The sequence below is a fragment of the Pseudomonas sp. MS01C9 genome, from assembly GCF_058202755.1.
In genome coordinates this window covers 1,481,285-1,505,343 of record NZ_CM177073.1, presented here as the reverse complement: position 1 = coordinate 1,505,343, position 24,059 = coordinate 1,481,285, and the positions used below count along the sequence as shown (strand labels likewise).

The 24,059-nt window shown below is 61.5% G+C and carries 20 protein-coding genes; 4 read left to right on the top strand and 16 right to left on the bottom strand.

Annotated features, from left to right (window positions below; all coding sequences use genetic code 11):
* Positions 1–200: 200 nt before the first annotated feature.
* Together AC1M7R_RS06925 and AC1M7R_RS06920 are read left to right on the top strand one after the other, a co-directional pair.
* Positions 201–626 carry a pilin gene (locus tag AC1M7R_RS06925; protein WP_072398626.1) on the top strand — a complete coding sequence of 142 codons (426 nt, stop codon included), beginning with the start codon at positions 201–203 and terminating at the stop codon, positions 624–626.
* Between the two features lie 289 nt (positions 627–915).
* Positions 916–1,269 carry a BON domain-containing protein gene (locus AC1M7R_RS06920; protein WP_072398627.1) on the top strand — a complete coding sequence of 118 codons (354 nt, stop codon included), beginning with the start codon at positions 916–918 and terminating at the stop codon, positions 1,267–1,269.
* 171 nt (positions 1,270–1,440) lie between these two features.
* Here the strand turns inward: AC1M7R_RS06920 and AC1M7R_RS06915 are convergent, their stop codons facing one another.
* From AC1M7R_RS06915 to dksA, 15 genes are all read right to left on the bottom strand, one after another.
* Positions 1,441–1,737 carry a DUF2845 domain-containing protein gene (locus AC1M7R_RS06915; RefSeq protein ID WP_072398628.1) on the bottom strand — a complete coding sequence of 99 codons (297 nt, stop codon included), beginning with the start codon at positions 1,735–1,737 and terminating at the stop codon, positions 1,441–1,443.
* Between the two features lies 1 nt (position 1,738).
* A complete protein-coding gene (locus AC1M7R_RS06910; protein WP_072459662.1) occupies positions 1,739–4,672 on the bottom strand; it encodes a DUF748 domain-containing protein in 2,934 nt (977 codons plus the stop codon).
* Positions 4,673–4,790: 118 nt separating this feature from the next.
* Positions 4,791–5,807: a class I SAM-dependent rRNA methyltransferase gene (locus AC1M7R_RS06905; protein WP_072398630.1), complete on the bottom strand. Its 1,017-nt coding sequence runs from the start codon at positions 5,805–5,807 to the stop codon at positions 4,791–4,793.
* A 211-nt stretch (positions 5,808–6,018) separates the two neighbouring features.
* Positions 6,019–7,956 (bottom strand): acetate--CoA ligase, encoded by a 1,938-nt coding sequence (gene acs, locus AC1M7R_RS06900; protein ID WP_490610313.1) that lies wholly within the window; start codon positions 7,954–7,956, stop codon positions 6,019–6,021.
* Positions 7,957–8,144: 188 nt separating this feature from the next.
* On the bottom strand, positions 8,145–9,809 hold the full coding sequence (gene pgi, locus AC1M7R_RS06895) for a glucose-6-phosphate isomerase (protein ID WP_072398632.1): 1,665 nt from the start codon (positions 9,807–9,809) through the stop codon (positions 8,145–8,147).
* A gap of 300 nt (positions 9,810–10,109) precedes the next feature.
* The gene (gene panD, locus AC1M7R_RS06890) at positions 10,110–10,490 is read right to left on the bottom strand and encodes an aspartate 1-decarboxylase (protein WP_072398633.1); all 381 of its coding nucleotides are present in this window, start codon (positions 10,488–10,490) and stop codon (positions 10,110–10,112) included.
* A gap of 176 nt (positions 10,491–10,666) precedes the next feature.
* Positions 10,667–11,527, bottom strand: coding sequence for a pantoate--beta-alanine ligase (gene panC, locus AC1M7R_RS06885; RefSeq protein WP_072431988.1), 861 nt, complete (start codon positions 11,525–11,527; stop codon positions 10,667–10,669).
* Complete coding sequence (panB, locus tag AC1M7R_RS06880) at positions 11,524–12,324, bottom strand: 3-methyl-2-oxobutanoate hydroxymethyltransferase (protein WP_072398635.1); 801 nt, start codon at positions 12,322–12,324, stop codon at positions 11,524–11,526. Before panB ends, panC begins: the two co-directional genes overlap by 4 nt.
* Positions 12,325–12,591: 267 nt before the next feature.
* Positions 12,592–13,077: a 2-amino-4-hydroxy-6-hydroxymethyldihydropteridine diphosphokinase gene (gene folK, locus AC1M7R_RS06875; RefSeq protein ID WP_072398636.1), complete on the bottom strand. Its 486-nt coding sequence runs from the start codon at positions 13,075–13,077 to the stop codon at positions 12,592–12,594.
* 3 nt (positions 13,078–13,080) lie between these two features.
* A complete protein-coding gene (locus AC1M7R_RS06870; protein ID WP_072398637.1) occupies positions 13,081–14,478 on the bottom strand; it encodes a polynucleotide adenylyltransferase PcnB in 1,398 nt (465 codons plus the stop codon).
* A gap of 727 nt (positions 14,479–15,205) precedes the next feature.
* Positions 15,206–16,642 (bottom strand): sigma-54-dependent transcriptional regulator, encoded by a 1,437-nt coding sequence (locus tag AC1M7R_RS06865; protein ID WP_076406253.1) that lies wholly within the window; start codon positions 16,640–16,642, stop codon positions 15,206–15,208.
* Between the two features lie 22 nt (positions 16,643–16,664).
* Positions 16,665–19,619, bottom strand: coding sequence for a sensor histidine kinase (locus tag AC1M7R_RS06860; protein ID WP_165887275.1), 2,955 nt, complete (start codon positions 19,617–19,619; stop codon positions 16,665–16,667).
* Entirely contained in the window at positions 19,603–19,779 is a 177-nt protein-coding gene (locus AC1M7R_RS06855) for a hypothetical protein (protein WP_003176118.1), read from the bottom strand. The genes AC1M7R_RS06860 and AC1M7R_RS06855 overlap by 17 nt, the downstream gene beginning before the upstream one ends.
* A 77-nt stretch (positions 19,780–19,856) precedes the next feature.
* Positions 19,857–20,747: a tRNA glutamyl-Q(34) synthetase GluQRS gene (gluQRS, locus tag AC1M7R_RS06850; protein ID WP_072459664.1), complete on the bottom strand. Its 891-nt coding sequence runs from the start codon at positions 20,745–20,747 to the stop codon at positions 19,857–19,859.
* A 244-nt stretch (positions 20,748–20,991) separates the two neighbouring features.
* A complete protein-coding gene (dksA, locus tag AC1M7R_RS06845) occupies positions 20,992–21,435 on the bottom strand; it encodes an RNA polymerase-binding protein DksA (protein WP_072398641.1) in 444 nt (147 codons plus the stop codon).
* A 324-nt stretch (positions 21,436–21,759) separates the two neighbouring features.
* On the opposite strand from dksA, the gene AC1M7R_RS06840 reads away from it, so the two are divergent.
* Complete coding sequence (locus AC1M7R_RS06840; protein ID WP_072398642.1) at positions 21,760–22,932, top strand: pyridoxal phosphate-dependent aminotransferase; 1,173 nt, start codon at positions 21,760–21,762, stop codon at positions 22,930–22,932.
* A complete protein-coding gene (gene sfsA, locus AC1M7R_RS06835; protein ID WP_072459665.1) occupies positions 22,932–23,687 on the top strand; it encodes a DNA/RNA nuclease SfsA in 756 nt (251 codons plus the stop codon). Before AC1M7R_RS06840 ends, sfsA begins: the two co-directional genes overlap by 1 nt.
* Here the strand turns inward: sfsA and AC1M7R_RS06830 are convergent.
* Positions 23,643–23,960 (bottom strand): Rieske (2Fe-2S) protein, encoded by a 318-nt coding sequence (locus tag AC1M7R_RS06830; RefSeq protein ID WP_072398644.1) that lies wholly within the window; start codon positions 23,958–23,960, stop codon positions 23,643–23,645. The genes sfsA and AC1M7R_RS06830 overlap by 45 nt on opposite strands.
* Positions 23,961–24,059 lie beyond the last annotated feature (99 nt).

The window sequence follows — 24,059 nt, the reverse complement described above, 5'->3', positions numbered from 1 at the left end:
CATGACCTATAGCCTAGTCAAGCCTCGACGCCCTACCAGCGGAGCGGGGTGACAAAAAATGTCAGATAGTGCGGTTGTTGGGGTAGGCCGTAGCGCTTTGACGGGCTGCAGGGCCTTGCCCGCGCGGCTCGGGGCGGTTGGCATGTGCCATGCAATGACTGCTCCAACCATGAGATTTCGCCTCATGTATGGAGATGTCTATGAACAAGCAGAATGGCTTTACGCTGATCGAGCTGCTGATCGTCGTGGCGATCATCGGCATTCTGGCGACCTTTGCGTTGCCGCAGTATTCCAAATACCAGGCGCGAGCCAAGGTGACCGCGGGCCTGGCGGAGATCACCGCATTGAAAGTGCCGTTCGAGGACACGATCAACTCGGGCACCAACCCGACCCTCGAGCTTATCGGCGGGACGGCAACTACCAGTAACTGCACCACCACTGCCTCGGGTGTTGCCTCTACAGGGGTCGGCACCATCGGCTGCACGATCCTCAATGCACCGGGCCCGGTGGTGGGCAAGACGATCACGCTGAGTCGTTCGGGAACCGGCGTATGGACCTGTGCCACCACGGCTGAACAGGAATACGCTCCCAAGGGCTGCACCGGTGCTGCCGCTGCAGGTAGTTGAGGCATACAGGTTGATCTGACCGGCCCCGCTTTTAGCGGGGTTTTTTTGCGTGTAGGAAATGCCCGGCAATTCAGTGGCTTAAGCCGTCGTAAAAAAACCGCAACTTGCATGTACAAAATCGGAGGGTCATGCATTTTGCATGATTCTGTAAATCGCCGTTTCGCTTAACTTATTGATTTAAAATAAATTATTTGAATTTATAAAACTGGCACAGCCTTCGCACTACTCCTGACAACCCTGCCGGAATGCATTACCCCGGCAGTTTCTGAGAAAAACAGGAGTTACTCGTATGAAGAAGTTCGCTATCACTGCCGCTGCAGCCACCGCACTGACCCTGACCATGGCTAGCGCTTTCGCCGAGACCACTCAAGCAACTCAGGCTCCAATGATGCTGGCTGCGGGCGAAGTGACAGAGGCCAAGGAAGCCACCTCCGATACCTGGATCACCACCAAGGTCAAGGCTGACCTGGTCACCGAAAAAGGTATTCCAGGCACCGATATCAAAGTAGAAACCAACAAAGGCGTCGTGTCCCTGTCTTCCACTGTTGCCGTGACCGAGGCTCAGAAAGACACAGCAGTGGCAATCGCCAAGAAAATCAAAGGCGTCAAGGCTGTATCGGCTGATGGCCTGAAGGCCGAATAAGGCCAAGACTTCTCCGCCTGAACCGGGAGAAGGCACGGCAAGCGGGCCTAGTCATACGTTTGCCGTTGCTTAGGGTTCATGCGAAAGGCCACATGGATGTGGCCGTCCCAGGCCCTCGGCGTTTGCCGGGGGCCTGTCTATTTTGGGCAGGGTGTTGATCGATCAGATGGGCTAGCGCCCGCGTTTGCTGGTGATCTGCACCAGGCGATTGCCTTCGAAGCGCAGGTACTGATACATGCCGCTGTTGGGGCCGTAAGTCCATTCCTCTACCGGATATTCTTCGCGGCGATTGACACTGCGCTTGTAGCCCAGGTCGTCTCGAGCCGTGGGTTGTCCGCATTTGTGCAGCACTTCACTGGAGCGATCGCCAACGCTGATCAGCTGGCTGCCGCAGCGCAACGTGTCGGCCGCCAACGCCGGGCCGGCAACCAGCAGCAATCCCAGGGAGAGCCATTGGAAGCGGTTCATCTTATTCGGCATCCAGGTGCATGGGGGTGATCACGCGTCCATCGCTTTCGGCCTGGCCGAGGGTCGCGTCGATGAAATACACCCGTTCGTCAGCCAGTTGGCCCTTGTCCACCAGGAAGTCCTTGATGCTGCTGGCTCTCTCCTGCCCCAGTTCACGCAGCAGAACGTCACTGCCGCTCCAGAACTTGATGACCCCTTCACGCAGCTTCTCGATACGAGCCTTTTTATCCAGTTGCGACCATTCGGCCGGTGGCTGGGTCTTGAGGCGGGTGCGGTAGATGCCTTCCAGCAGCGGGGCCTTCTCGTCCTCCGGTACCTGCAGCAACAAAGCCTTGGCCGGGACCTTGTCGCCCCTGCGTTGCAGCATCTTGTAGTAGTTGTACTGGTATTCGCGTTCCAGGCGCTGGGCGGCGAGTAACGGGCCGTCGCTACTTTCGGCGGCGGTGCCTTCGATTTCCAGGCGCAGTTCGGGACGTTTGCCCAGGGCTTCGGACAGCTTGAGCAGTACGCCCTGGTTCTCCTGGCTCAGCTCGCTGGAGCCCGGTGCGAACGACACGCTGCCCAGGTCTTGCGAGCCGCCTCCGGCCACTAGCCCACCGATGAGCTTGAACGGTGCCTGGGCCGCTCGTACCACCAGGTTGCGCAAGGTTTGCCAGACAATCGGCATGACGCTGAATTGCGGGTCGTTGAGATTGCCGGACACCGGCAGTTCGATGGAAATTCTGCCTTCGGAGTCCTTCAGCAACGCGACGGCCAGCTTGAGCGGCAGGCTGACGGCGTCCGGGCTGTCGACTTTTTCCCCCAGTTGCAGTTGCTCCACCACCACCTTGTTGTCGGCCTGGAGCTGGCCTTGGGTGATGCGGTAATGCAGGTCCAGGTTGAGCCGGCCCTTGCGGATGCGGTAGCCGGCGAATTTACCGGAGTAGGGTGTCAGGGTCGTCAGTTCGACACGCTTGAAGCTGGTGGCGATATCAAGGCTGGCCATCGGATCGAACGGATTGAGTGCTCCCTTGATCGTGACAGGTGCGTAGCGGTCGACCTTGCCCTTGATGTCGACGCTGGCCGGTTTGGCCTGGCGACTGTCGATGGTGCCGATCTGGCCGTTGAGCTGCTGGATGGCGGTGGCGAAGTTCGGTGTCAGGCTGAAGTCGGCGAAATTGGCCGAGCCGTCATTGATGGCAATCGCGCCGATGTGGATGCCCAGGGGTTTTTCCTTGGAAGCCGGTTTTGCCGCAGTGTTCTTCGGGCCGCTGTCGGCCGGTTGCGGGATGAGCAGGTCATCGACGTTGGTGGTGCGATCGTCGTTGATCATGAAGCGCGCATAAGGCTGGAGCAGGTTGACCTTGTCGATGGACAGGCTGTCGCCGTGCTGATAACTGAGGCCTTCTAGCACCAGGCGCTGCCATTTGACGAAGTCGCGGGTCTTGAGGGTATCCAGGGTGTGCAACTGATCGACCTGGGCGCGACCGGTGATTGCGAAAGCCAGCGGCTCGGTGCTCTTGAGATCCACTGCCAGGTCGCTGCCGAGCATGCCTGAACGCAGCTCCAGGCGAATGAACGGGTTGATATAGGCCTGGGCCACACGCAGGTCGATGTCCTGGGTCTTGACCTTGAGCCTGGCCGTGACGGGGCTCAGGTTGACCTCGCCGTCGGCGAGGATCTTGCCCTGTTTACCCAATCCGGTGTCCAGTTTGAGGGTAAAGGGTGAGCCGTTGAGGGTGTCGAAGTTCTGCAGGTCGAGATTCAGCGGGCCGACCTCCAGTGCCACGGCAGGCTGTGCCTGGCGGTCGGCCAGGTGCACCCGGTAATCGCGCAATTGAACGTCCTTCAACAGCACCTGCCAAGGCTTGCCGGGGGCTTGCGGGGCTGGCTTGGGCGAATCGGCCGCCGCCGGGGCCGATGCAGGCTCTACCTTCACCTGGGGTTTTGCCGGCTGGCTGGCGAAGAGCTTCTGCCAGTCCAGTTGGCCGTCCGCCTCGCGGGCGGCCCAGGTCTCCAGCTTCTGGCTACGGACTTTGCCTACCAACACTTGCTGCTTGGCCAGGTCCACCGTCGTTTCGCTGACATCCAGGCGCTCGAGCTTCGCCAGCGGTCGACCGTCGGGCGCCTTGATGGCGAAGGGCGCGACGCTGACGGCCGCGTTGCTGAGCAACAGTTCGGTGCCCTTGGCCAGGTTGAGCTTGTAGTCGGTGCTCAGGTTGAGCACGCCATTTTCCAGCACCAGGGGCACCGCGTCGCGTACGTAGGGCCACCAGGCTTTCATCTGGCCGTCAGTGATCTTGAGTTTGCCTTGCGAAGCGATGGGCGAAAGACTGAAATTGCCGGTCCAGTCGACCTGTCCACCTTCAGGGCCGACGGCGACCAGGGTCATGTCGGCGCTGTCGTCAGGCAGGGTACTCAGGTTCTTCAGTTCGAAATCAAGCGTGTCGTAGAGGAACTCGATGGGTTCGCTGGGCCGGAGATCCTGGAAATGCACATAGCCGGTGGCCAGTTTGATCCGGTCGACGCGCAGGGGGAACGGCTTGGCGTCGGGATCGGCCGGGGTCGGTTCGCTGGGCGGCAGCTTGAACAGGCCCAGCAGGTTCAACTGCCCGTCCTTGGCGAACACGATCTCGGTCTTGGGCTTGTCCAGCTCGATATCGGCCAGGTGCAGGGCGCCTGACCAGAGGCTGTCGACCTGCAGGTTGGCGTACAGGCGTTCGAAGCCGACCTGTTCCTTGCCCGGTTCGCCCACATTCAGTCCCCACAGGGTGACTTCGAGGCTGAAAGGATTGAGTTCGATACGCTGCAACTGTGCCGGAACCGTGGCAAGGCTGGCCAGTTGCTGGTTGGCGATCCGCAAGGCGATGCCCGGCAATATCAGAAACCCCAGCAGGCTATAGAGGGCCAGTGCGATAAGCAGTGCGGCGAAAGCGCGTTTCAATCCTTTGGACATGTGTGGCTTCGTCTGGTGTGAATCGGAGTGCCTTGGAGTATGGCATGCGTTTACGGTTCCGAAACCACTGAGATTTATCGGATTTGTCCGTTTTTTGCGTAGGTGTGCGGAGGTTGGCTCAGAAGTGCAGGACCAGTGTCTTGAGCGGTGGATTGCCATCCTTGGAGGGAAAGTCATCGCCGGGCATCAGCACGCTCCATTCCCGCACCGGTCGACCGGCTTTGCTTGCGCAGCGCAACACCTGTTCGCGCCAGTCGTCCATGGAGACTTTCGCCAGGTTGTTGCAGCAGATCAGCACTCCGTCGTCGGCGGTGCTGAGTAACGCAGGCTTGAGCAGGCTCTGGTAATCGCGTAACAAGTCGACGGTGCCGAAGGCGCTCTTCGCCCATGCCGGTGGATCGAGCAGCACCAGGTCGTACTGGCGTTGTTCCAGGCGCACATAGCCGGGCAGTTTCTGCCCGCGTCGCTGGCTGACGGGCAGGCCGGCCAGTTGCCGGATCGCCGGGAAATAATCCGATTGCACGAATTCCATGGCCGGCAGGCCGGGGTTGAGCAGGCCGTTCTCCTGTCCCACCGCGAGGTTGCCTTCGGCAAAGTCCAGGTTACACACCTCCCGCGCGCCGCCGGCCGCGGCGCTCAGGCCGACACCGCAGGTATAGGCGAACAGGTTCAGCACGCTTTTGTTGCGGCTGTTTGCCTTGACCCAGCCACGGGCATTGCGCAGGTCCAGGAACAGAAGAGGGTCTTGTCCGGCGTGGCGCCCGCGAACGCGATAGTTCAGCCCCCATTCGTGGCCGACGAGATCCTGCAGGGCGGCCTCTTCGGCCTGATAGACGCTGTCCTGGCGGTCGATCCGCGAATTGCCCCGCGCACGGTCGTTGTAGACCAGCAGGGTGTCCAGGCCCAGGCGTTCGTTGACGATGCCGTGCAGTTGCAACAAGGCTTCGCGCTCCAGTGACTGGTGAAAGCTCTGCACCATCAGTTGCGGGCCGTAGCGATCGACGGTGAGTCCGGGAGCGCCTTCCTGGCTGCCATGGAACAGGCGATAGCAATCGGTGCCTTGCTGCTCCAGGTCGTCAAGCAGGTCCCGACGCTGATCGAGGGCGGCGCGCAGCGCCTGATTCAAGGAAGACATGCCAAGCGCGCCTTAAGGAAATGAGGCGCGAGAGTTTAACAGTTATGCAAACCCGGGTTGGCGATTGCATACGGATTCGAGGTCGGGCACCGACCTGTGGCGAGGGTGGCATTTGTGGCGAGGAGATTTATCCCCTCGCCACAGAAGATGCTCCTGCCACAGACAGATGCCCGAAGAGGGGCCGGGCTTCTGGGAGGCCAAGCCGGCTGACTCAGCGATTCAGGCGCTTGTCGATCAGCCCCTCCACCACGCTTGGGTCAGCCAGGGTCGAGGTATCGCCGAGGCTGTCCAGTTCGTTGCAGGCGATCTTGCGCAGGATGCGTCGCATGATCTTGCCCGACCGGGTCTTGGGCAGCGCCGGCGCCCATTGGATCAGTTCGGGCTTGGCGAAGCTGCCGATTTCCTTGCTGACATGGGCAAGCAGTTCCTTCTTCAGATCGTCGTTGGCTTCGACGCCGTTCATTGGCGTGACAAAGGCATAGATGCCCTGGCCCTTGAGGTCGTGGGGATAACCGACGACGGCCGCTTCGGCGATGCTGTCGTGCAGCACCAGGGCGCTTTCCACTTCGGCGGTGCCGATGCGGTGCCCGGAAACGTTGATCACGTCATCGATGCGTCCGGTGATCCAGTAATCGCCGTCTTCGTCGCGACGGGCGCCGTCGCCGGTGAAGTAATAGCCGGGGTAGGGCTTGAAGTAGGTGTCGACCATGCGCTGATGGTCCCTGTAGACGCTGCGGATCTGGCCAGGCCAGCTGGACTTGATGGCCAGCACGCCACTGCCCGGGCCATTGATCTCCTTGCCCGCTTCATCCAGCAGCACCGGTTGGACCCCGAACAGTGGCCGGGTCGCGCAGCCTGGCTTGAGTTTCTGTTGGCTCACCAGCGGGCTGAGCATGATGCCGCCGGTTTCGGTCTGCCACCAGGTATCGACAATCGGGCAACGTTGCTCGCCGACCTTGTTGAAATACCATTCCCACGCTTCCGGGTTGATCGGCTCACCGACGCTGCCGAGCAATCGCAAACTCTTGCGGGAAGTTTTCTGTAAGGGTTCGGCACCTTCGCGCATTAACGCGCGCAGAGCGGTGGGGGCGGTGTAGAAGATATTGACCTGATGCTTGTCGATCACCTGCCAGAAGCGCGAGCTGTCGGGGTAGCTCGGCACGCCTTCGAAGATCAGGGTGGTCGCGCCATTGGCCAGGGGGCCGTAGACGATATAACTGTGGCCGGTGACCCAGCCGACATCGGCGGTGCACCAGAACACCTCGTTGTCGCGGTAGTCCAGCACGTACCTGAAGGTCATGGCTGCTTGCAGCAGATAACCGCCAGTGGTGTGCAGCACACCCTTGGGTTTGCCGGTGCTGCCGGAGGTGTAGAGGATGAACAGCGGGTCTTCGGCATCCATCGGTTCGGGCGGGCAATCGTCGCCGGCATCGTGCATGGCCTGGTGGTACCAGATGTCGCGGCCATCGACCCAGCTTATCTCGGCCTGGGTGCGTTCGATCACCAGGACCGTGCTGACATCGGGGCAGCTTTCCAGGGCTTTGTCGACATTGCGCTTGAGCGGTATGGCGCGTCCTCCGCGCACGCCCTCGTCGGCGGTGATCACCGTGCGGCAATCGGCATCGAGTATCCGGTCGCGCAGCGAGTCCGGCGAAAAACCACCGAACACCACCGAGTGCACCGCGCCAATACGGGTGCAGGCGAGCATGGCATAGGCGGCCTCCGGGATCATCGGCATGTAGATGCACACCCGATCGCCTTTCTTCACGCCTCGGCTTTTCAACACATTGGCCAGGCGGCACACGTGATGATGGAGTTTTCGGTAGCTGATCTGCGCTGATTCGGCGGGGTTGTCGCCCTCCCAGATGATTGCAGTCTGGTCGGCACGGTGTTCAAGGTGACGGTCGATGCAGTTGGCGCTGACGTTCAGCTTGCCGCCAGCGAACCAGGCGGCGTCGCCGGCCTTGAGGTCGTAGCGCTGGACAGTCTGCCAAGGAGCCATCCAATCGAGGAAGCGGGTGGCCTGTTCAGCCCAGAAGGTGCTGGGGTGTTCGATGGATTCCTTGTAGAGCCGCTTGTATTGGTCCTGACTCAGTTGCGCAGCCTGGCGGACGGCATCGGCTTGAGGGAACTGGCTGATATCGAGCATGGCGGTTCCTTATTCTTGTTTTGCGACAAGTCATAAAGATGCGCCCAGTAGCCGGAGGGTTCAAGTCATGCACAAATGACTGTGGGAGCGAGTCTGCTCGCGATGGTAGATCAATCAACCTTCCATTGACTGACACACCGCCATCGCGAACAGGCTCGCTCCCACAGAGGGTAATGCAGGTCAACGACTCAGCCGCGGTGACGTCCGCGGAAGTAGCTGATCAGGCCTTGGGTCGAGGCATCCTCGGCCGGGCTTTCTTCGCTGCCCACCAGGCGGTTGTAGACGCCTTTGCCCAGTTCCTTGCCCAGTTCCACGCCCCACTGGTCGAAGGCATTGATGCCCCAGACCACGCTTTGCACGAACACCTTGTGTTCATACAGCGCCACCAGCGCGCCAAGGCGACGGGGGCTGATGCGTTCGACCACCAGGGTGTTGCTCGGACGGTTGCCCGGGATGACCTTGTGGGAGGCCAGTTTCTGCACTTCCTCTTCACTCGCACCCTTGTCCCGCAATTCGGCTTCTGCCTCGGCGCGGGTCTTGCCAAGCATCAGCGCCTGGCTCTGGGACAGGCAGTTGGCGTACAGCCACTGGTGATGGTCGGCCACCGGGTTGAAGCTGACCACCGGCACGATGAAGTCGGCCGGGATCAACTGGGTGCCCTGGTGCAGCAACTGGTGATAGGCGTGCTGGCCGTTGCAACCGACGCCACCCCAGATGACCGGGCCAGTGTCGGTGGACGCCGGCGTGCCGTCCTGGCGTACGCTCTTGCCGTTGGACTCCATGTCCAGTTGCTGCAGGTGTTTGGTGATGTTGCGCAAGTAGTGGTCGTACGGCAGGATCGCGTGGCTTTGCGCGCCCCAGAAATTGCCGTACCACACGCCGAGCAACGCCAGCAGGACCGGCATGTTCTGCTCGAACGGGGCGCTCTGGAAGTGCTGGTCCATGGAGTAGGCACCGGACAGCAGTTCCTTGAAGTTCGACATGCCGATGGCCAGGGCGATGGGCAAGCCGATGGCCGACCACAGCGAGTAGCGCCCGCCGACCCAGTCCCACATCGGGAAGATATTCTCTTCACGGATACCGAAGGCCACGGCGGCCGCGTTGTTGCTCGATACCGCGATAAAGTGCCGATACAGCTCGGCTTCGGAGCCGCCCTGGGCCAGGTACCAGGCACGGGCGGCCTGGGCGTTCTTCAGGGTCTCGAGGGTGTTGAAGGACTTCGACGAGACGATGAACAGGGTGGTCTCGGCGCGCAGCTTCATGGTCAGCTCATGGAATTCGCTGCCATCGATGTTCGCCAGGTAGTGGCAGCGAACGCCCTTCTGCGCGTAGGACAACAGCGCTTCGGATACCAGTTCCGGGCCGAGGAACGAACCGCCGATGCCAATGTTCACCACGTCGGTGATCGGTTTTTCGGTGTAGCCACGCCACAGCCCGTCGTGAATGCGGCCCACCAGGTCGGTGATCTGGTTGAGCACCTTGTGCACGTCAGGCATCACGTTGACGCCGTTCACCAGCAGTTTATCGCCCACCGGCCGGCGCAGGGCCGTGTGCAGGGCCGGGCGGTTTTCGGAGGCATTGACGATTTCGCCTTCGAACAGCGCCTTGATCGCGCCCTTGAGGTCGACTTCGTTGGCCAGGTTCACCAGCAGGTCGCGGGTCTGGGCGTTGATCAGGTTCTTCGAATAATCGAGAAACAGGCCGCAGCTCGACAGGGTGAATTGATTGAAACGCTGCGGATCGGCGTTGAACGCTTCGCGCATGCTGAAATCCTGCATGGCTTTGCGGTGGTCATTCAGCGCTTGCCAGGCGGGCAGAGCGGTCACGTCATGAGGGTTTCGGTAATACGCCATCGCTGCGGGTTTCCTTTTACTTGAACGACCTTTTGTACACTAAAAACTCCGGCAAGGCCCGAGGCGGGCGTCCGGACAACTGCGTCGACACGATCTCTGGGCGCAGGGCGACTACAGTAAACCTCGCGTTGCGATCTGTCTTGACTTTGTCTGACAGGATCCCGGTACTTTTTTATACAGCCAGGGTGGGAATTGGCCGACAGACGGAAGCGCGATGGGCGCTTCCTGGTGCTCTGGCTATCGAGGGGGCGGGATTGACGCTATCGCGAGCGAGCCCGTTCCCACAGGCAAGTCCATCGGTCAGGCGACCTGGACCGGGATGGCGTTGCTGGTGTGGCTCAGTTCGTTGCCCGGCGCCATGTACAACATGCGCGGTTTGAAATTGACCAGTTCGGCTTCGCTGTAGTGAGCATAGGCGCAGATGATGACGCGGTCACCGACCTTGGCCTTGTGCGCCGCGGCGCCGTTGACCGAAATCATCCGCGAGCCTTCCTCGCCACGAATGGCGTAGGTGGTGAAGCGCTCGCCATTGTCGACGTTGTAGATCTGGATCTGTTCGTATTCGCGGATTCCCGACAGGTCCAGCCATTCACCATCGATGGCGCAGGAGCCTTCGTAATCGAGCACGGCGTGAGTGACTTCGGCGCGGTGCAGCTTGGCCTTGAGCATGATGGTGTGCATGGAGTTTCCTAGAGTCCGAACGGCGGGCAGTTTGCCCGAAGGCCACCGAGGCGGCAATAACGCTGGAAGGCCCCGTGGGAGCGGGTTTGCTCGCGGCAAGGCCGGCATCCTTCACGTTGATGTGACAGACATCGCATTGGCGGACAAGCTCGTTCCCACAGGGCGTGCGTTAGGGGTCAGATGGGGGCATCGAGGTCCAGGTGCAGGTTATCGATCAACCGTGTGCTGCCCAGGAATGCCGCTACCAGGATCACCAGGTCGCGATCCTCCCTCGACGCCGGGCGCAACGTCTTGGCGTGGCGCACTTCCAGGTAGTCGGGGCGCAGGCCGGCGGCTTCGAGTTGCTTGAGCTGCTCGGCGATCAACGCCGGGAAATCCCGCTGCCCCTGGCGGATCGCCTCGGCAATGTGGCTCAGGCTGCGGTAGACCACTGGCGCCACGACGCGTTGCTCGGGGCTGAGGAAGCCGTTGCGCGATGAAAGCGCCAGGCCGTCTTCGGCCCGGACGGTCGGCTCGCCGATGATCTGGATCGGCATGTTCAGGTCGTGGACCAGCGCCCGGATCACCGCCAACTGCTGGAAGTCCTTCTGGCCGAATACCGCCAGGTCAGGCTGGACCATGTTGAACAGCTTGCTGACCACTGTCGCCACACCTTCGAAATGCCCGGGACGGCTGGCACCGCACAGGCCTTCGGACAATTGCGGAACGCTGACCCGGGTCTGTCCGGCCATGCCGTCGGGATACATCTCTTCCACGCTGGGGGCAAACAGCAAATGGCAGCCGGCCTGCAGCAGCTTCTCCTGGTCTGCCGCCAGGGTGCGGGGATATTTGTCCAGGTCTTCGCCGGCACCGAATTGCAGCGGGTTGACGAAAATGCTCGCCACCACGAAATCGGCCCGCTGCGCCGCCTTGGTCACCAGTGCCATGTGGCCACTGTGCAGGTTGCCCATGGTGGGCACGAAGGCGATGCGTTTGCCTTCGCCGCGGGCACGGGCCACGGCGGCCCGCAGTTCACGTACGGTCTTGACGGTGTTCATGCGGAGAATCCGTGTTCGGCCCCAGGGAAGGTCGCGGCCTTGACTTGCGCCACGTAGTCAGCCAAGGCGGCCTGCACGCTGGTTTGCCCGACCATGAAGTTCTTCACGAACTTGGGCACGCGACCGGTGATCGACAGCCCGAGCATGTCGTGCAGCACCAGCACCTGGCCATCGGTGGCATTGCCGGCGCCGATGCCGATCACCGGGATCTTCACTGCCTGGGTAATCTCTTCGGCCAGCTCGCTGGGCACGCATTCGAGCAGCAACATCGCGGCGCCGGCCTGCTCCAGCGCAATGGCATCGGCACGCATCTGCCGAGCCTGGTTCTCGTTGCGACCCTGGACCTTGTAGCCACCGAGCACATTCACCGACTGCGGTGTCAGCCCCAGGTGTGCGCAGACCGGAATGCCTCGTTCGGCCAGCAGCCGGATCGACTCGGCCAGCCACAATGCACCTTCGACTTTCACCATGTGGGCGCCGGCCTGCATCAGCTGGGCGCTGTTGGTCATGGTCTGTTCCAGGGTGGCATAGGCCATGAACGGCAGGTCGGCGAGGATCAGCGCATCGGTGTTACCGCGTTTGACGCAAGCGACATGATAAGCCATGTCGGCGGTGGTGGCCGGCAGTGTGCTGTCGTGGCCTTGCAACACCATGCCGAGGGAATCGCCCACCAGTAGCACTTCGACACCGGCCTCGTTACAGGCGTGGGCGAACGTTGCGTCATAGCAGGTCAGCATGGCGATCTTTTCACCTTTTTGCTTGAGACCTTGCAGCGTGGTCAGGGTAATAGCTGGCATGAAAAAGTCCTCATTAGGCGCTCGATACAGGCGCACCCTCTATGCGTGGTGCTTGTAAGGCCTGGATTGCGCCCCTCAACGCCGCATTGGCGGCAACGGGACGCCTATAGTCGTGAGGAGCACCGGGGAAGTCAATTGGATGTGTTACCGCCAGGTGTTACCGGGGTTACTGATGCGTTTCAGCGTAGAGGTGTGTTTCGAATCTGACTGCCTGGTCCCGATCTTGTGGGGTAGCGAGCAGTCTCGCTCCCACTTGCAAGGTCTTCGTCAGGCAGGTGGCAGGCGCTCCAGGCCAACGAATGGGCACGCTGCGAGCAGGTCCGCGAGCAGGCGTCCATCGGCCAGCCGCAGATCGGCGGGAGCCAGTTCCGCCAGCGGATACAGGACGAAGGCCCGGGCATGCATATGGTAATGGGGGACCTTGAGACGCGGCTGGTCGATCAACTGGTCGCCATACAAGAGAATGTCCAGGTCCAGGGTCCGCGGGCCCCAGCGTTCCAGGCGCTCGCGGCCCTGGCCGGTTTCGATGGCTTGCAGCGCGTCGAGCAGCTCCAGCGGCGCGAGCGGGCTGTCCAGCGCCGCTACGGCGTTGGTGTAGCGCGGTTGGCCGGGTAGCAGGGAATCGCTCTGATAGAACGCCGAAACGCCCGCCAGTCGGGTGCCGGGCAATTGCGCCAGCGCCTGGACGGCACTGCGCAGTTGTTCGGCGGGTTCGGCCAGGTTGCTACCCATGCCGATATAGATGCGTTCCATCGATCAATCGCCCGATGCGCTCGGCACACCGGCGCGCTTGCGCTTGGCGCCGCTGCTGCGACGACGTTTGCGTGGGCCGCTGGCGCCGTCATCCTTGCCGCTGAGCTCACGAATCATATCGCGGCGCTCGCTGTCGTTGGCGTCCTGGTAGTCGGTCCACCATTCGCCCAGGCCATCGGTTTGCTCGCCCGCGCTTTCACGCAGCAGCAGGAAATCGTAGCCGGCGCGGAAGCGCGGGTTGTCCAGCAACAGGTCGGCGCGTTTGCCGCTGCGCCGTGGCAGGCGTTCCTGCATGTCCCAGATTTCGCGGATCGGCATTGTGAAACGCTTGGGAATCGCGATGCGCTGGCACTGTTCGCTGATGAGCTCGTGGGCGGCCTCCTGCATGGCCGGGATCGGTGGCATGCCCCGCTCCTGCAGACGCAGCACCCGGGCCGGGAGGGCCGGCCAGAGCAGTGCGGCGAACAGGAAGGCCGGGGTCACCGGTTTGTTCTGCTTGATGCGCAGGTCGGTGTTGATCAGTGCTTCGCTGATCAAGGTGTGGGTGTAGGTCGGATTGTGCTCCAGCGCCTCGGCACTGGCCGGGAACAGCGGATCGAACAGTTGCAGGTCCACCAGCATCTCGAAGGTGTCCGCCGCGTTGCCCGACAGAAACAGCTTGAGCACTTCCTCGAACAGGCGTGCCGAAGGAATTTCCCGCAGCATCGGCGCCAGGTCGCGAATCGGCGCGGCACTGTGTTTTTCGATACCGAAATCCAGCTTGGCCGCGAAACGCACTGCCCGCAACATCCGCACCGGATCTTCCTGGTAACGCTGCCGAGGATCGCCAATCAGGCGGATCAGGCGATTGCGGATGTCGTGTACGCCATTGGCGTAGTCGAGGATGCGCTCGCTGACCGGGTCGTAATACAAGGCGTTGATGGTGAAGTCGCGACGTTGCGCGTCTTCTTCCAGCGTGCCGTAGACATTATCGCGCAGGATGCGCCCGCTCTCGTTGCGGGAAGACTGGTTGCTGTCCTCTTCCTCTTCGTTTTGCGGGTGATTGGCGCGAAAAGTCGCGACTTCGATGATTTCACGACCGAAATGGATATGGACCAGCTTGAAGCGCCGGCCAATGATGCGCGCGTTACGAAACTCGGCCCGGATCTGTTCCGGCGTGGCGCTGGTCGCCACGTCGAAATCCTTCGGGGTGATGTTGAGCAGCATGTCGCGCACGCACCCGCCAACCAGGTAAGCCTGGTAGCCGGCGCCCTGCAGGCGTTCGACGATGTTCACCGCATAACGGCTGAACTGGGCCTTTTGCAGCGAGTGCTGGCTGCTGTTGAGCACTTCAGGCGTGCTGCGAATGTGTTGCGTACGACGCAAGGGAGAACGGAATGACTGGAACAGCTTCTTCAGCATGGGATGCACTGTTTGAAGGAATATTCGACCAAAAACGAAGAATGGCCGCATGATGGGCGGGGATTCTAGCATTTAGTCGGAGGATGGTGTAGGACACAGCAGTTTTGAGCTGCAAGCTACAAGTGGCAAGCCCTGTAGGCTTCATGGAAGGGGAATGTCAGAAACCACAAGGGGAGCCGAAGCTCCCCCAGAATTAGTTGCGTGCTCTGTTTTTATTATGGTTTTCGGGCTTCTTGTTTTTGTGAGTGCCCTCGCCACGAGGTTTCCCTTCGTGACCCTCCCAATCGGGAGCCAAGAGCAAACGGATTGCTTTGGTCGCTGAGTTGCAGTGATCGATCGATCCAACCAGTTCAGGCAGCTGTCTTGAGACAGTTTTTATTGTTCTCGGCCTGGTTGTGGGGCAAGCCCCAAATACAACGCCTCTCCAAAAGAATCAGTTAGCTGCGCCTCTCGCCGTCTTGTTTTTATTGTGCGTGAGTCGATTCGTCTTATTTTTATTGTCTTGTGCATTGCTTGTTATTGTTCTTGTACCAAAGCTATAGCAGGGTGCGTGCCAACTTTTGTGAGGCCCAGGAAAACCGGGAGGTTGAAGGGCTAGGCCATTTTTTCAAGACGAAAAAAAGCCGGGATTTCGTTACCGTAAACCCCGGCTTCTGTTACGTGAAAAAGCTGAGGTAACAGTTTTTTCACATAGGTATACCTTTCAGCTTCCGCTGTGGGAGCTGGCTCAGCTCTCGCTGGCCACGCCGGTCTTGCGCCGTGGAATGCCCAGGCGCTGGCGCCGTTCCCACAGGCACTTGCGGCTTACACCCAGCTTGCGAGCCAGTTCGGTCTCGGTCATATGGTCCTGGTGCTCCAGGACGAAATGCTGGAAATAGTCTTCCAGGGAAAGGTCCTCGGTGGGCTCATGGCTGGTATTGTTGGCTGCGTTACCCTGTTGCGGGGCCAGGCCGATGAATTCTTCGTCGTCCATATCGCTGAGCTCGATGTCGATGCCCAGCAGGTCGGCGGAGATTTCCGGGCTTTCGCACAGGATCACCGCCCGCTCCACTGCGTTTTCCAATTCTCGAACGTTACCCGGCCAGGCGTAATGACGAATGGCCTGTTCGGCGTCCGGGGCGAACTTCAAGTCGGTGCGGTTGACTCGCGCACTTTGGCGGGCGAGGAAGGCATTGGCGATTTCGTTGACGTCCGCGCCCCGTTCGCGCAGAGCCGGCAGTTTCAGCGCGATGACATGCAAGCGGTAATACAGGTCTTCACGGAACTGGCCGATCTTTGCCAGGCTCTTGAGGTCCCGGTGGGTCGCTGCGATCAGGCGTACATCGACTTTCTGCGACTGCACCGACCCGACCCGACGGATCTCGCCTTCCTGAAGCACCCGCAGCAAACGTGCCTGGGCTTCCAAAGGCAGTTCGCCGATTTCATCGAGGAACAGTGTGCCGCCATCCGCGGCTTCCACCAGGCCGGCGCGTCCAGCGCTGGCGCCAGTGAATGCACCTTTCTCGTGCCCGAACAACTCGGACTCGATCAGGCTTTCCGGGATTGCCGCGCAGTTCACCGAGATCATCGGTGCCTTGGCCCGGCGAGACAGGTTGTGCAGGGCGCGGGCCACCAACTCCTTGCCGGTACCGGATTCGCCCTGGATCAGGACGTTGGAGTCGGTCGGCGCCACTTTGCGGATCTTGACGTATAGGTCCTGCATTGGAGGGCAGGAGCCGATGATGCCGATTTCACCGTTGGCATTGCCGGCGACCGTTTTCGCAGAAGTCGCGGCTTTACCGTTCGTCGGCTCTACCGGATTGTTGGCCGCCGTCTGTCGGTCACGCAGGATCCGGGCCACGGCCTGGAGCATTTCATCGTGGTCGAACGGTTTGGCGATGTAGTCCACCGCACCCATTTTCATGGAATCGACCGCCGAGCGCAGGCTGGCGTAGCTGGTCATGATCAGCACCGGAGTGCCCTGGCCGAGCTTGATCAGTTCGGTGCCGGGGGCGCCGGGCAGGCGCAGGTCGCTGACGATCAGGTCAAACGTGGGAATGCTGAAACGCTCTTGTGCTTCCTGCACGGAACCGGCTTCGCTGACCTGGTACTGGTTGCGTTCCAGCAGGCGGCGCAAGGCGGAGCGGATAATTGTTTCGTCTTCGACGATCAAAATGTGCGGCATTGATTCGATTCTCTCGACGGTCTCAGTTCACAGCGGACGTCGCTTCGACATGACGCGGCAAGGTTACCCGAATACGGGTGCCGCGCTGGCTTTGAACATCGGCCGGGCTGTCGATGGTGATTTGTCCATAATGCTCTTCAACGATGGAATAGACCAGTGCGAGGCCCAGTCCGGTGCCTTCGCCAGGATCCTTGGTGGTGAAGAAGGGTTCGAACAATCGATCCATGATGTTCTGTGGGATACCGCTGCCTTCGTCTTCGACGATCAGATCGATCGTGTGTTCGCTGGCTTCGCTCTTGACTCGCACGGCGCTGCCGGCAGGCGAGGCGTCGCGCGCGTTGGACAACAGGTTGATCAGCACCTGGGCGAGCCGCTGGGGATCGCCGTCGACCCAGTGGTCCGGGTCGCACAGGTTGAAGAACTGCACTTCGAAATTGCGCCGGTTGAGGGCCAGCAGACCAATCGCATCCTGGGCCACTTCGGCCAGGCAGACGGGCTCATCGTTGTGCTGGTGGCCGCCGGCATGGGCGAAGCTCATCAGCGATTGGACGATACGCGACACGCGTCGGGTCTGTTCGAGGATCTGGCTGCTGATTTCCGTGAGTTCGGCATCGTCCTCGCGCTCTTCGCGCAGGTTCTGCGCCAGGCAGGCGATGCCGGTGATCGGGTTGCCGATTTCGTGCGCCACGCCGGCGGCGAGCCGGCCGATGCTTGCCAGTCGCTCGGAGTGGACCAGCTTGTCTTCGAGCATCTGGGTATCGGTCAGGTCTTCGACCAGTAACACCAAGCCGCTGTTGCCGGGCGCCAGCGGCTCATCGATGGCGGCTTTGTGAAGGTTCAACCAGCGGGTCTGTCCATCGAGGGCCAGGTGCTGCTTGTGCAAGTGTTCGTCCGGAAGGTCGATGAAACCCTGCAACAGGCCTTTCCAGGGTTCGCCCAGGGTGCTCAGCCGCGAACCGACCACGCGTTGGGCGGCGATCCCGGTCAGTTCTTCCATGGCCTTGTTCCACATCAGGATTTCCTGGTCCTTGGCCAGGGAACACACGCCCATCGGCAGTTCCTGCAGGGTCTGGCGGTGATAACGACGCAGGGCGTCCAGTTCGGCGGCAAGGCCCGTCAGGCGCGAGTGGTAGTCTTCGAGGCGGCTTTCAATGAAGTGGATGTCCTCGGTGACATAGTTTTCCCCGCCCGCCTTGTAGGGCAGGAAGGTCTCGACCATGTCCTGGGCCACGCTGGGGCCCATCAGGCCGGACAGGTTGGCTTCGATGCGGTCGCGCAGGCGGCGCAGGGCATAGGGGCGGCGTTCGTCGAAGGGCAGGTACAGGTCGCGCAGGGCTTGTTCGACTTCCTTCTGAGCAGCCTTGGCACCCAGGGGCTTGGCCAGTTGCGTGGCGAACTCCTGGGGCGAGGCGGCGTGCAGTTCGCGGCGCTGTGGGCGGCGGACGTTATCCACGGCGCAGGCTTCGGCGGCGCTGGCCTCTTCGCTGCTGGCGTTGGTGAACAGGGAGATCAAGGTGAACATCAGTACGTTCGCCGCCAGCGAGGCGATGGCCGCCATGTGCCAGCTGGTGTCGTCGAGCACGTAGATCATGTTCAGCAGGGGGATGTAGAAACCCTGCAAATTGCCCAGCAACGGCAGCAGCATGGCGACCAGCCAGACCAGGATGCCCGCCAGCAGGCCGGCGATGAAGCCGCGACGGTTGGCGGTGGGCCAATACAGCACCGACAGCACACCCGGCAGGAACTGCAGGGTGGCGACGAAGGCGACGATGCCCAGGTTGGCCAGGTCCTGTCCGTCCCCCAGCATCAGGTAGAACCCGTAGCCGGCCATGATGATCGCCACGATCAGTGCCCGCCGGGTCCATTTCAGCCAGCGATAGATATTGCCTTCGGCCGGCGGCTGGTAAAGCGGCAGCACCAGATGGTTGAGGGCCATCCCCGACAGTGCCAGGGTGGTCACGATGATCAGCCCGCTGGCCGCCGACAACCCGCCGATATACGCCAGCAAGGCCAGGGCCGGGCTGTTGGCGGCGATGCCGATGCCCAGGGTGAAGTACTCGGGATTGGTGCTGGCTCCCAGTTTCAATCCGGCCCAGAGAATCAGCGGCACTGCCAGGCTCATCAACAGCAGGAACAGTGGCAGGCCCCAGCTCGCGCTTACCAGTGAGCGCGGGTTGAGGTTCTCGGTGAAGGTCATGTGGTACATGTGCGGCATCACGATCGCCGAGGCGAAGAACACCAGCAGCAGCGTGCGCCATGGACCTTCCTGCAAGGGCGTGTGCAGCGCGGCGAGGGCAGTCTGGTTCTGCAGCAGCCAGAGTTCGAGCTGTTGCGGGCCATCGAACACGCCGTACAGGGCATAGAGGCCGACCCCGCCGATGGCGATCAGCTTGATCACCGACTCGAAGGCGATGGCGAACACCAGGCCTTCGTGCTTTTCCCGGGTGGCGATATGCCGGGAGCCGAAGAAAATGGTGAACAGGATGATCAGGACACAGAAGCTCAACGCTACCCGGTGCTGCACCGGCTCGTGGGTAAGGATGCTGATGGAATCGGCCACGGCCTGCATCTGCAGGGCCAGCAAGGGCAGCACGCCCACCAGCATGAAGATCGTGGTGAGCGCGCCGGCCCAGGTACTGCGGAATCGAAAGGCGAACAGGTCGGCCAGGGACGACAGTTGGTAGGTGCGGGTGATCTTCAGGATCGGATAAAGCAGCACCGGCGCCAGCAGGAACGCGCCCGACACACCAAGGTAGCTCGACAGGAAGCCGTAGCCGTACTGGTAGGCCAGCCCGACCGTGCCATAGAACGCCCATGCACTGGCGTAGACGCCCAGCGACAGGGTGTAGGTCAGCGGGTGGCGGATGATCGCCCGGGGAATCATGCCCCGTTCACTGATCCAGGCCACGCCGAACAGCACCGCCAGGTAGGCTGCGCTGATCAGGATCATCTGGGTCAGGCTAAAGCTCATCGGCATCTTTTTGGCTCTGCAGGATGAAGGTCACGACGATCAGGATCAGCCAGAGCAGATAAGGCCGATACCAGGCGCCCGTGGCATCGATCCACCAATCCATGATGGCCGGGGAGAAAAGGTAGATCCCCACTACCAGGAGCAGGACCAAGCGATAGATGTACATCCCGGCCTCTCTTTTTTAAGCGCGTGCCCGAAAACGTGCGGCGATGGTAACGGATGGGTGCCAGGCTGCAAGAGCCGTCAGCGTATTTGCGCTTCGGGCAGGGTCAGTGTGCGCGGGATCTTGCCTGCGTCCCAGTGGCCAATGCCCCAATCCAGCAGTTCCCGGGGGCTGGCGTCGACCAGTTCCGCGGGCGGTTGTTGACCTAGCGCCCGCAACGCCCGCAGCAGCAGCGGCGCGGCCTGGTCCGCCGCCAGCGGTGGCGAACGATAGGATTTGCCGAGCTTGTGCCCGTCCGGCTGAGTGATCAACGGCACGTGCAGGTAACGCGGCTGCGGCAGTCCGAGCAATTCCTGCAGGTATAGCTGGCGTGGCGTGGAATCCAGCAGGTCGGCGCCACGCACGATGTCGGTCACCCCTTGCCAGGCATCGTCCAGGACCACCGCCAATTGATAAGCGTGGAGCCCGTCGCGACGACGGATCACGAAATCCCCCACCTCGCGGCCCAGGTGTTGGCGGAACGGACCTTGTACCCGGTCGGTGAAATGATATTCGAGCTCCGGCACCCGCAAGCGGATCGCGGCATCGGCGGTGTCGTGCCCGGCGTTGCGGCACAACCCCGGATAAACACCCTGATAAGCCTCCAGTTGTTTGCGCGAGCAGGTGCAGGCATAGGCGAGGCCCTGGCTGAACAGGCGATTGATGACCTGATCGTAGGCTTCATGGCGTTCGCTCTGGCGAACCATCTCGCCGTCCCATTCGAAACCGTAGGCCTCCAGGGCCTTGAGAATCGCCGCCTGTGCGCCAGGCTCTTCCCTGGGCGGGTCGAGGTCTTCCATGCGCAACAGCCAGCGCCCACCCACGGACCGGGCGTCCAGGTACGAAGCCAGCGCAGCGACCAGCGAACCGAAATGCAGATGGCCACTCGGGGTAGGGGCGAAGCGGCCGATGTAGGCAGAGGTGGCGGTCATGGGAATGGTTACTGTTGTTTAAGTCAGGCATGGCGTTGTTGCGAGGGGATTTTATCCCCGTTGGGTCGCGAAGCGGCCCCATCCAGACGGCACGGCCTTCTCGGTTTCGGGTTTCAGGGCTGTTTCGCAGCCCAACGGGGATAAAATCCCTCGCCACAAAATGCCAGGCCTCGTTATCCCGTATTCAAGCCAGAAACAAAAAACGGAGCGTGTGGACGCTCCGTTTTCATGACAGCCCGGGCAATTACTTGCCGACCTGTTTTTCCTTGATTTCCGCCAGGGTCTTGCAGTCGATGCACAGGTCGGCGGTCGGGCGGGCTTCCAGTCGGCGGATGCCGATCTCGATGCCGCAGGACTCGCACCAGCCGTATTCTTCGTCCTCGATCAGTTGCAGCGTCTTGTCGATCTTCTTGATCAACTTGCGTTCACGATCACGGGCGCGCAGTTCGAGGCTGAATTCTTCTTCCTGGCTGGCACGGTCGGCCGGGTCGGGGAAGTTGGCCGCTTCGTCTTTCATATGGTCCACGGTGCGGTCGACTTCCTGCATCAGGTCCTGTTTCCACTTGTTCAGGATCCTGGTGAAGTGCGCGCGCATGGGAGCGCCCATGTACTCTTCGCCCTCTTTAGGGACATAAGGCTCAAACCCGCTGAGCGACTGGTTCTGATTTTGCTTTGCTTGGGTGGGCATGAATGGACCGCCTCTACTCTTGTAATCCACTACGCAGGATTGCTCCATCACCGACACCTGCCGGCCCTGCGGCTGCAAGCGGGCGAACTTACCAGATCGAATCGGGCCGCGCTACTCCCGGTTGTCGAGCCTGCGGTGCGTGGGGCTTGCAGGAACTGGCCGGGGGCGGTGCGGTGAAGTGGTAATCCTGCTCAATGCTTGATTCTAGTCAAGCCTGGGTCAATCGCCGGACTCATTTCTTGCGACAGGGCTCTGACAGCTTTGGGTTCGCGCTCGTTCCCGGCTTGGGTAGAATCGGTTCTTTTTCCTTTGCAAGGAAGGCCAATGGCTCAGCCCTACAGTGCGCGTAGCCGCGCCATCGAACCGTTCCACGTCATGGCACTGCTGGCCCGGGCCAACGAACTGCAGGCCAGCGGCCACGATGTCATCCACCTGGAGATTGGCGAGCCGGATTTCACCACCGCCGAGCCGATCATCCAGGCTGGCCAGGCCGCGCTGGCGGCGGGCAAGACCCGCTACACCGCGGCCCGTGGGATCCCCGAGCTGCGCGAAGCCATCGCCGGTTTCTATGGGCAGCGCTATGGCGTACAGATCGATCCCCGGCGCATCCTGGTCACCCCGGGCGGCTCCGGCGCATTGTTGCTGGCCAGTGCCTTGCTGGTGGATCCGGGCAAGCATTGGCTGCTGGCCGATCCCGGCTATCCCTGCAATCGTCATTTCCTGCGGTTGGTGGAGGGGGCGGCGCAGTTGGTTCCGGTGGGGCCGGAGGTGCGGTACCAGCTGACGCCGGACCTGGTGAACCGTCACTGGGACCAGGACAGTGTCGGCGCACTGGTGGCCTCGCCGGCCAACCCTACCGGGACGATCCTCACCCGGGACGAGCTGGCCGGACTGTCCAGGGCCATCAAGGGGCACAATGGTCATTTGGTGGTGGACGAGATCTACCACGGCCTGACCTACGGCACCGATGCCGCCAGCGTGCTGGAAGTCGACGACGAGGCCTTTGTCCTGAACAGTTTTTCCAAGTATTTCGGCATGACCGGCTGGCGACTTGGCTGGCTGGTGGCTCCTCTGGCCGCTGTCGGGGAGCTGGAAAAGCTCGCGCAGAATCTCTACATCAGCGCACCAAGCATGGCCCAGCACGCCGCCCTGGCCTGTTTCGAGCCGGCCACCATCGAGATTTTCGAGCAGCGCCGGGCCGAGTTCGCACTGCGTCGCGACTTTCTGCTGCCGGCCTTGCGTGAGCTGGGCTTCGGCATCGCGGTCGAGCCGCAGGGCGCATTCTACCTCTACGCCGATATCAGCGCGTTCGGTGGCGATGCCTTTGCTTTCTGCCAGCATTTCCTGGAAACCGAACACGTGGCGTTTACGCCGGGGCTGGATTTCGGCCGCCATCAGGCCGGGCACCATGTGCGTTTCGCCTACACCCAGAGCTTGCCGCGCTTGCAGGAAGCGGTGGAGCGTATCGCGCGCGGGCTTCGGAGCTGGCAAGGCTGATGCGTTTTTCTCCTGCACTCGAAGAAGGCCGGTTGATCCGACGTTACAAGCGTTTTCTCGCCGATATCGAAACCGCCGACGGCGAGCAATTGACCATTCACTGTCCCAACACCGGTTCGATGCTCAACTGCATGTCGCCAGGCGCGCGCGTCTGGTTCAGCCGTTCCAGCGACCCCAAGCGCAAGTTGCCCGGCACCTGGGAAATCGGCGAAACCCCTCAGGGCAGGCTGGCCTGCATCAATACGGCGCGGGCCAATGCCTTGGTCGAAGAAGCGCTGCGTGCCGGCGTGATCAGTGAGCTGAACGGCTTTGTCGGGTTGAAACGTGAAGTGGCTTACGGTGTGGAGAACAGCCGCATCGATTTTCGCCTGGACTATGAGCTCGGCTCGGCCTGGGTCGAAGTCAAGAGTGTCACCTTGGGGTTCGATGGAACGGATGTCGCCGCGTTTCCCGATGCGGTGACCCAGCGCGGGGCACGACACCTGCGAGAACTGGCGGGCCTGGCCCGGCAGGGCGTGCGTGCGGTGCAGCTGTATTGTGTGAACCTGAGTGGCATCCAGGCCGTGCGTCCTGCGGGGGAGATCGACCCGCTATACGCGGCCGCGCTTCGCGAGGCCGTGGCGGCGGGAGTGGAGGTGTTGGCTTATGGGGTCACGTTGACGCCCGAGCAGATGTGGGTGGATCGTCCGCTGCCGGTGCTGCTCGAGCCGCTACAGCTTGACCCAGATGCCTTGCTCGTCCTCCCGGCACTCTAGAGCGACCAGGAACTGGCCGGCACAAGGGCCGGCCACGCACTCGCCGCTTTCGATCAGAAACAGGGCGCCATGGGTGGCGCATTGGATCAGGCTGGCGCTGGGGTCGAGGAACTGGTCGGGTTGCCATTCCAGTGGCACGCCGCGATGCGGGCAGCGGTTGAAATACGCATGGACCTGGCCCGCGCGACGTACCGCTAGCACCTTTCGCCCATCGATGTCGAAACCGCGACTACTGTTGTCAGGTAGTTCGACGGCGCTGCAAAGAAACTTCATGGATGTCCTGATATTTCATGGCGAATGGAACCTGTCTTGAACGCGAGTCTCGGAGCGCTTGACGGTCAAATGAAAACAATTATCAAATGGCGCTTCCTT

Excerpts from the sequence above, each read along its gene's own strand:
- AC1M7R_RS06925 (WP_072398626.1), top strand. The coding sequence starts at position 201 with ATGAACAAGCAGAATGGCTTTACGCTGATCGAGCTGCTGATCGTCGTG.
- AC1M7R_RS06920 (WP_072398627.1), top strand. The coding sequence starts at position 916 with ATGAAGAAGTTCGCTATCACTGCCGCTGCAGCCACCGCACTGACCCTG.
- AC1M7R_RS06915 (WP_072398628.1), bottom strand. The coding sequence starts at position 1,737 with ATGAACCGCTTCCAATGGCTCTCCCTGGGATTGCTGCTGGTTGCCGGC.
- AC1M7R_RS06910 (WP_072459662.1), bottom strand. The coding sequence starts at position 4,672 with ATGTCCAAAGGATTGAAACGCGCTTTCGCCGCACTGCTTATCGCACTG.
- AC1M7R_RS06905 (WP_072398630.1), bottom strand. The coding sequence starts at position 5,807 with ATGTCTTCCTTGAATCAGGCGCTGCGCGCCGCCCTCGATCAGCGTCGG.
- acs (WP_490610313.1), bottom strand. The coding sequence starts at position 7,956 with ATGCTCGATATCAGCCAGTTCCCTCAAGCCGATGCCGTCCGCCAGGCT.
- pgi (WP_072398632.1), bottom strand. The coding sequence starts at position 9,809 with ATGGCGTATTACCGAAACCCTCATGACGTGACCGCTCTGCCCGCCTGG.
- panD (WP_072398633.1), bottom strand. The coding sequence starts at position 10,490 with ATGCACACCATCATGCTCAAGGCCAAGCTGCACCGCGCCGAAGTCACT.
- panC (WP_072431988.1), bottom strand. The coding sequence starts at position 11,527 with ATGAACACCGTCAAGACCGTACGTGAACTGCGGGCCGCCGTGGCCCGT.
- panB (WP_072398635.1), bottom strand. The coding sequence starts at position 12,324 with ATGCCAGCTATTACCCTGACCACGCTGCAAGGTCTCAAGCAAAAAGGT.
- folK (WP_072398636.1), bottom strand. The coding sequence starts at position 13,077 with ATGGAACGCATCTATATCGGCATGGGTAGCAACCTGGCCGAACCCGCC.
- AC1M7R_RS06870 (WP_072398637.1), bottom strand. The coding sequence starts at position 14,478 with ATGCTGAAGAAGCTGTTCCAGTCATTCCGTTCTCCCTTGCGTCGTACG.
- AC1M7R_RS06865 (WP_076406253.1), bottom strand. The coding sequence starts at position 16,642 with ATGCCGCACATTTTGATCGTCGAAGACGAAACAATTATCCGCTCCGCC.
- AC1M7R_RS06860 (WP_165887275.1), bottom strand. The coding sequence starts at position 19,619 with ATGCCGATGAGCTTTAGCCTGACCCAGATGATCCTGATCAGCGCAGCC.
- AC1M7R_RS06855 (WP_003176118.1), bottom strand. The coding sequence starts at position 19,779 with ATGTACATCTATCGCTTGGTCCTGCTCCTGGTAGTGGGGATCTACCTT.
- gluQRS (WP_072459664.1), bottom strand. The coding sequence starts at position 20,747 with ATGACCGCCACCTCTGCCTACATCGGCCGCTTCGCCCCTACCCCGAGT.
- dksA (WP_072398641.1), bottom strand. The coding sequence starts at position 21,435 with ATGCCCACCCAAGCAAAGCAAAATCAGAACCAGTCGCTCAGCGGGTTT.
- AC1M7R_RS06840 (WP_072398642.1), top strand. The coding sequence starts at position 21,760 with ATGGCTCAGCCCTACAGTGCGCGTAGCCGCGCCATCGAACCGTTCCAC.
- sfsA (WP_072459665.1), top strand. The coding sequence starts at position 22,932 with ATGCGTTTTTCTCCTGCACTCGAAGAAGGCCGGTTGATCCGACGTTAC.
- AC1M7R_RS06830 (WP_072398644.1), bottom strand. The coding sequence starts at position 23,960 with ATGAAGTTTCTTTGCAGCGCCGTCGAACTACCTGACAACAGTAGTCGC.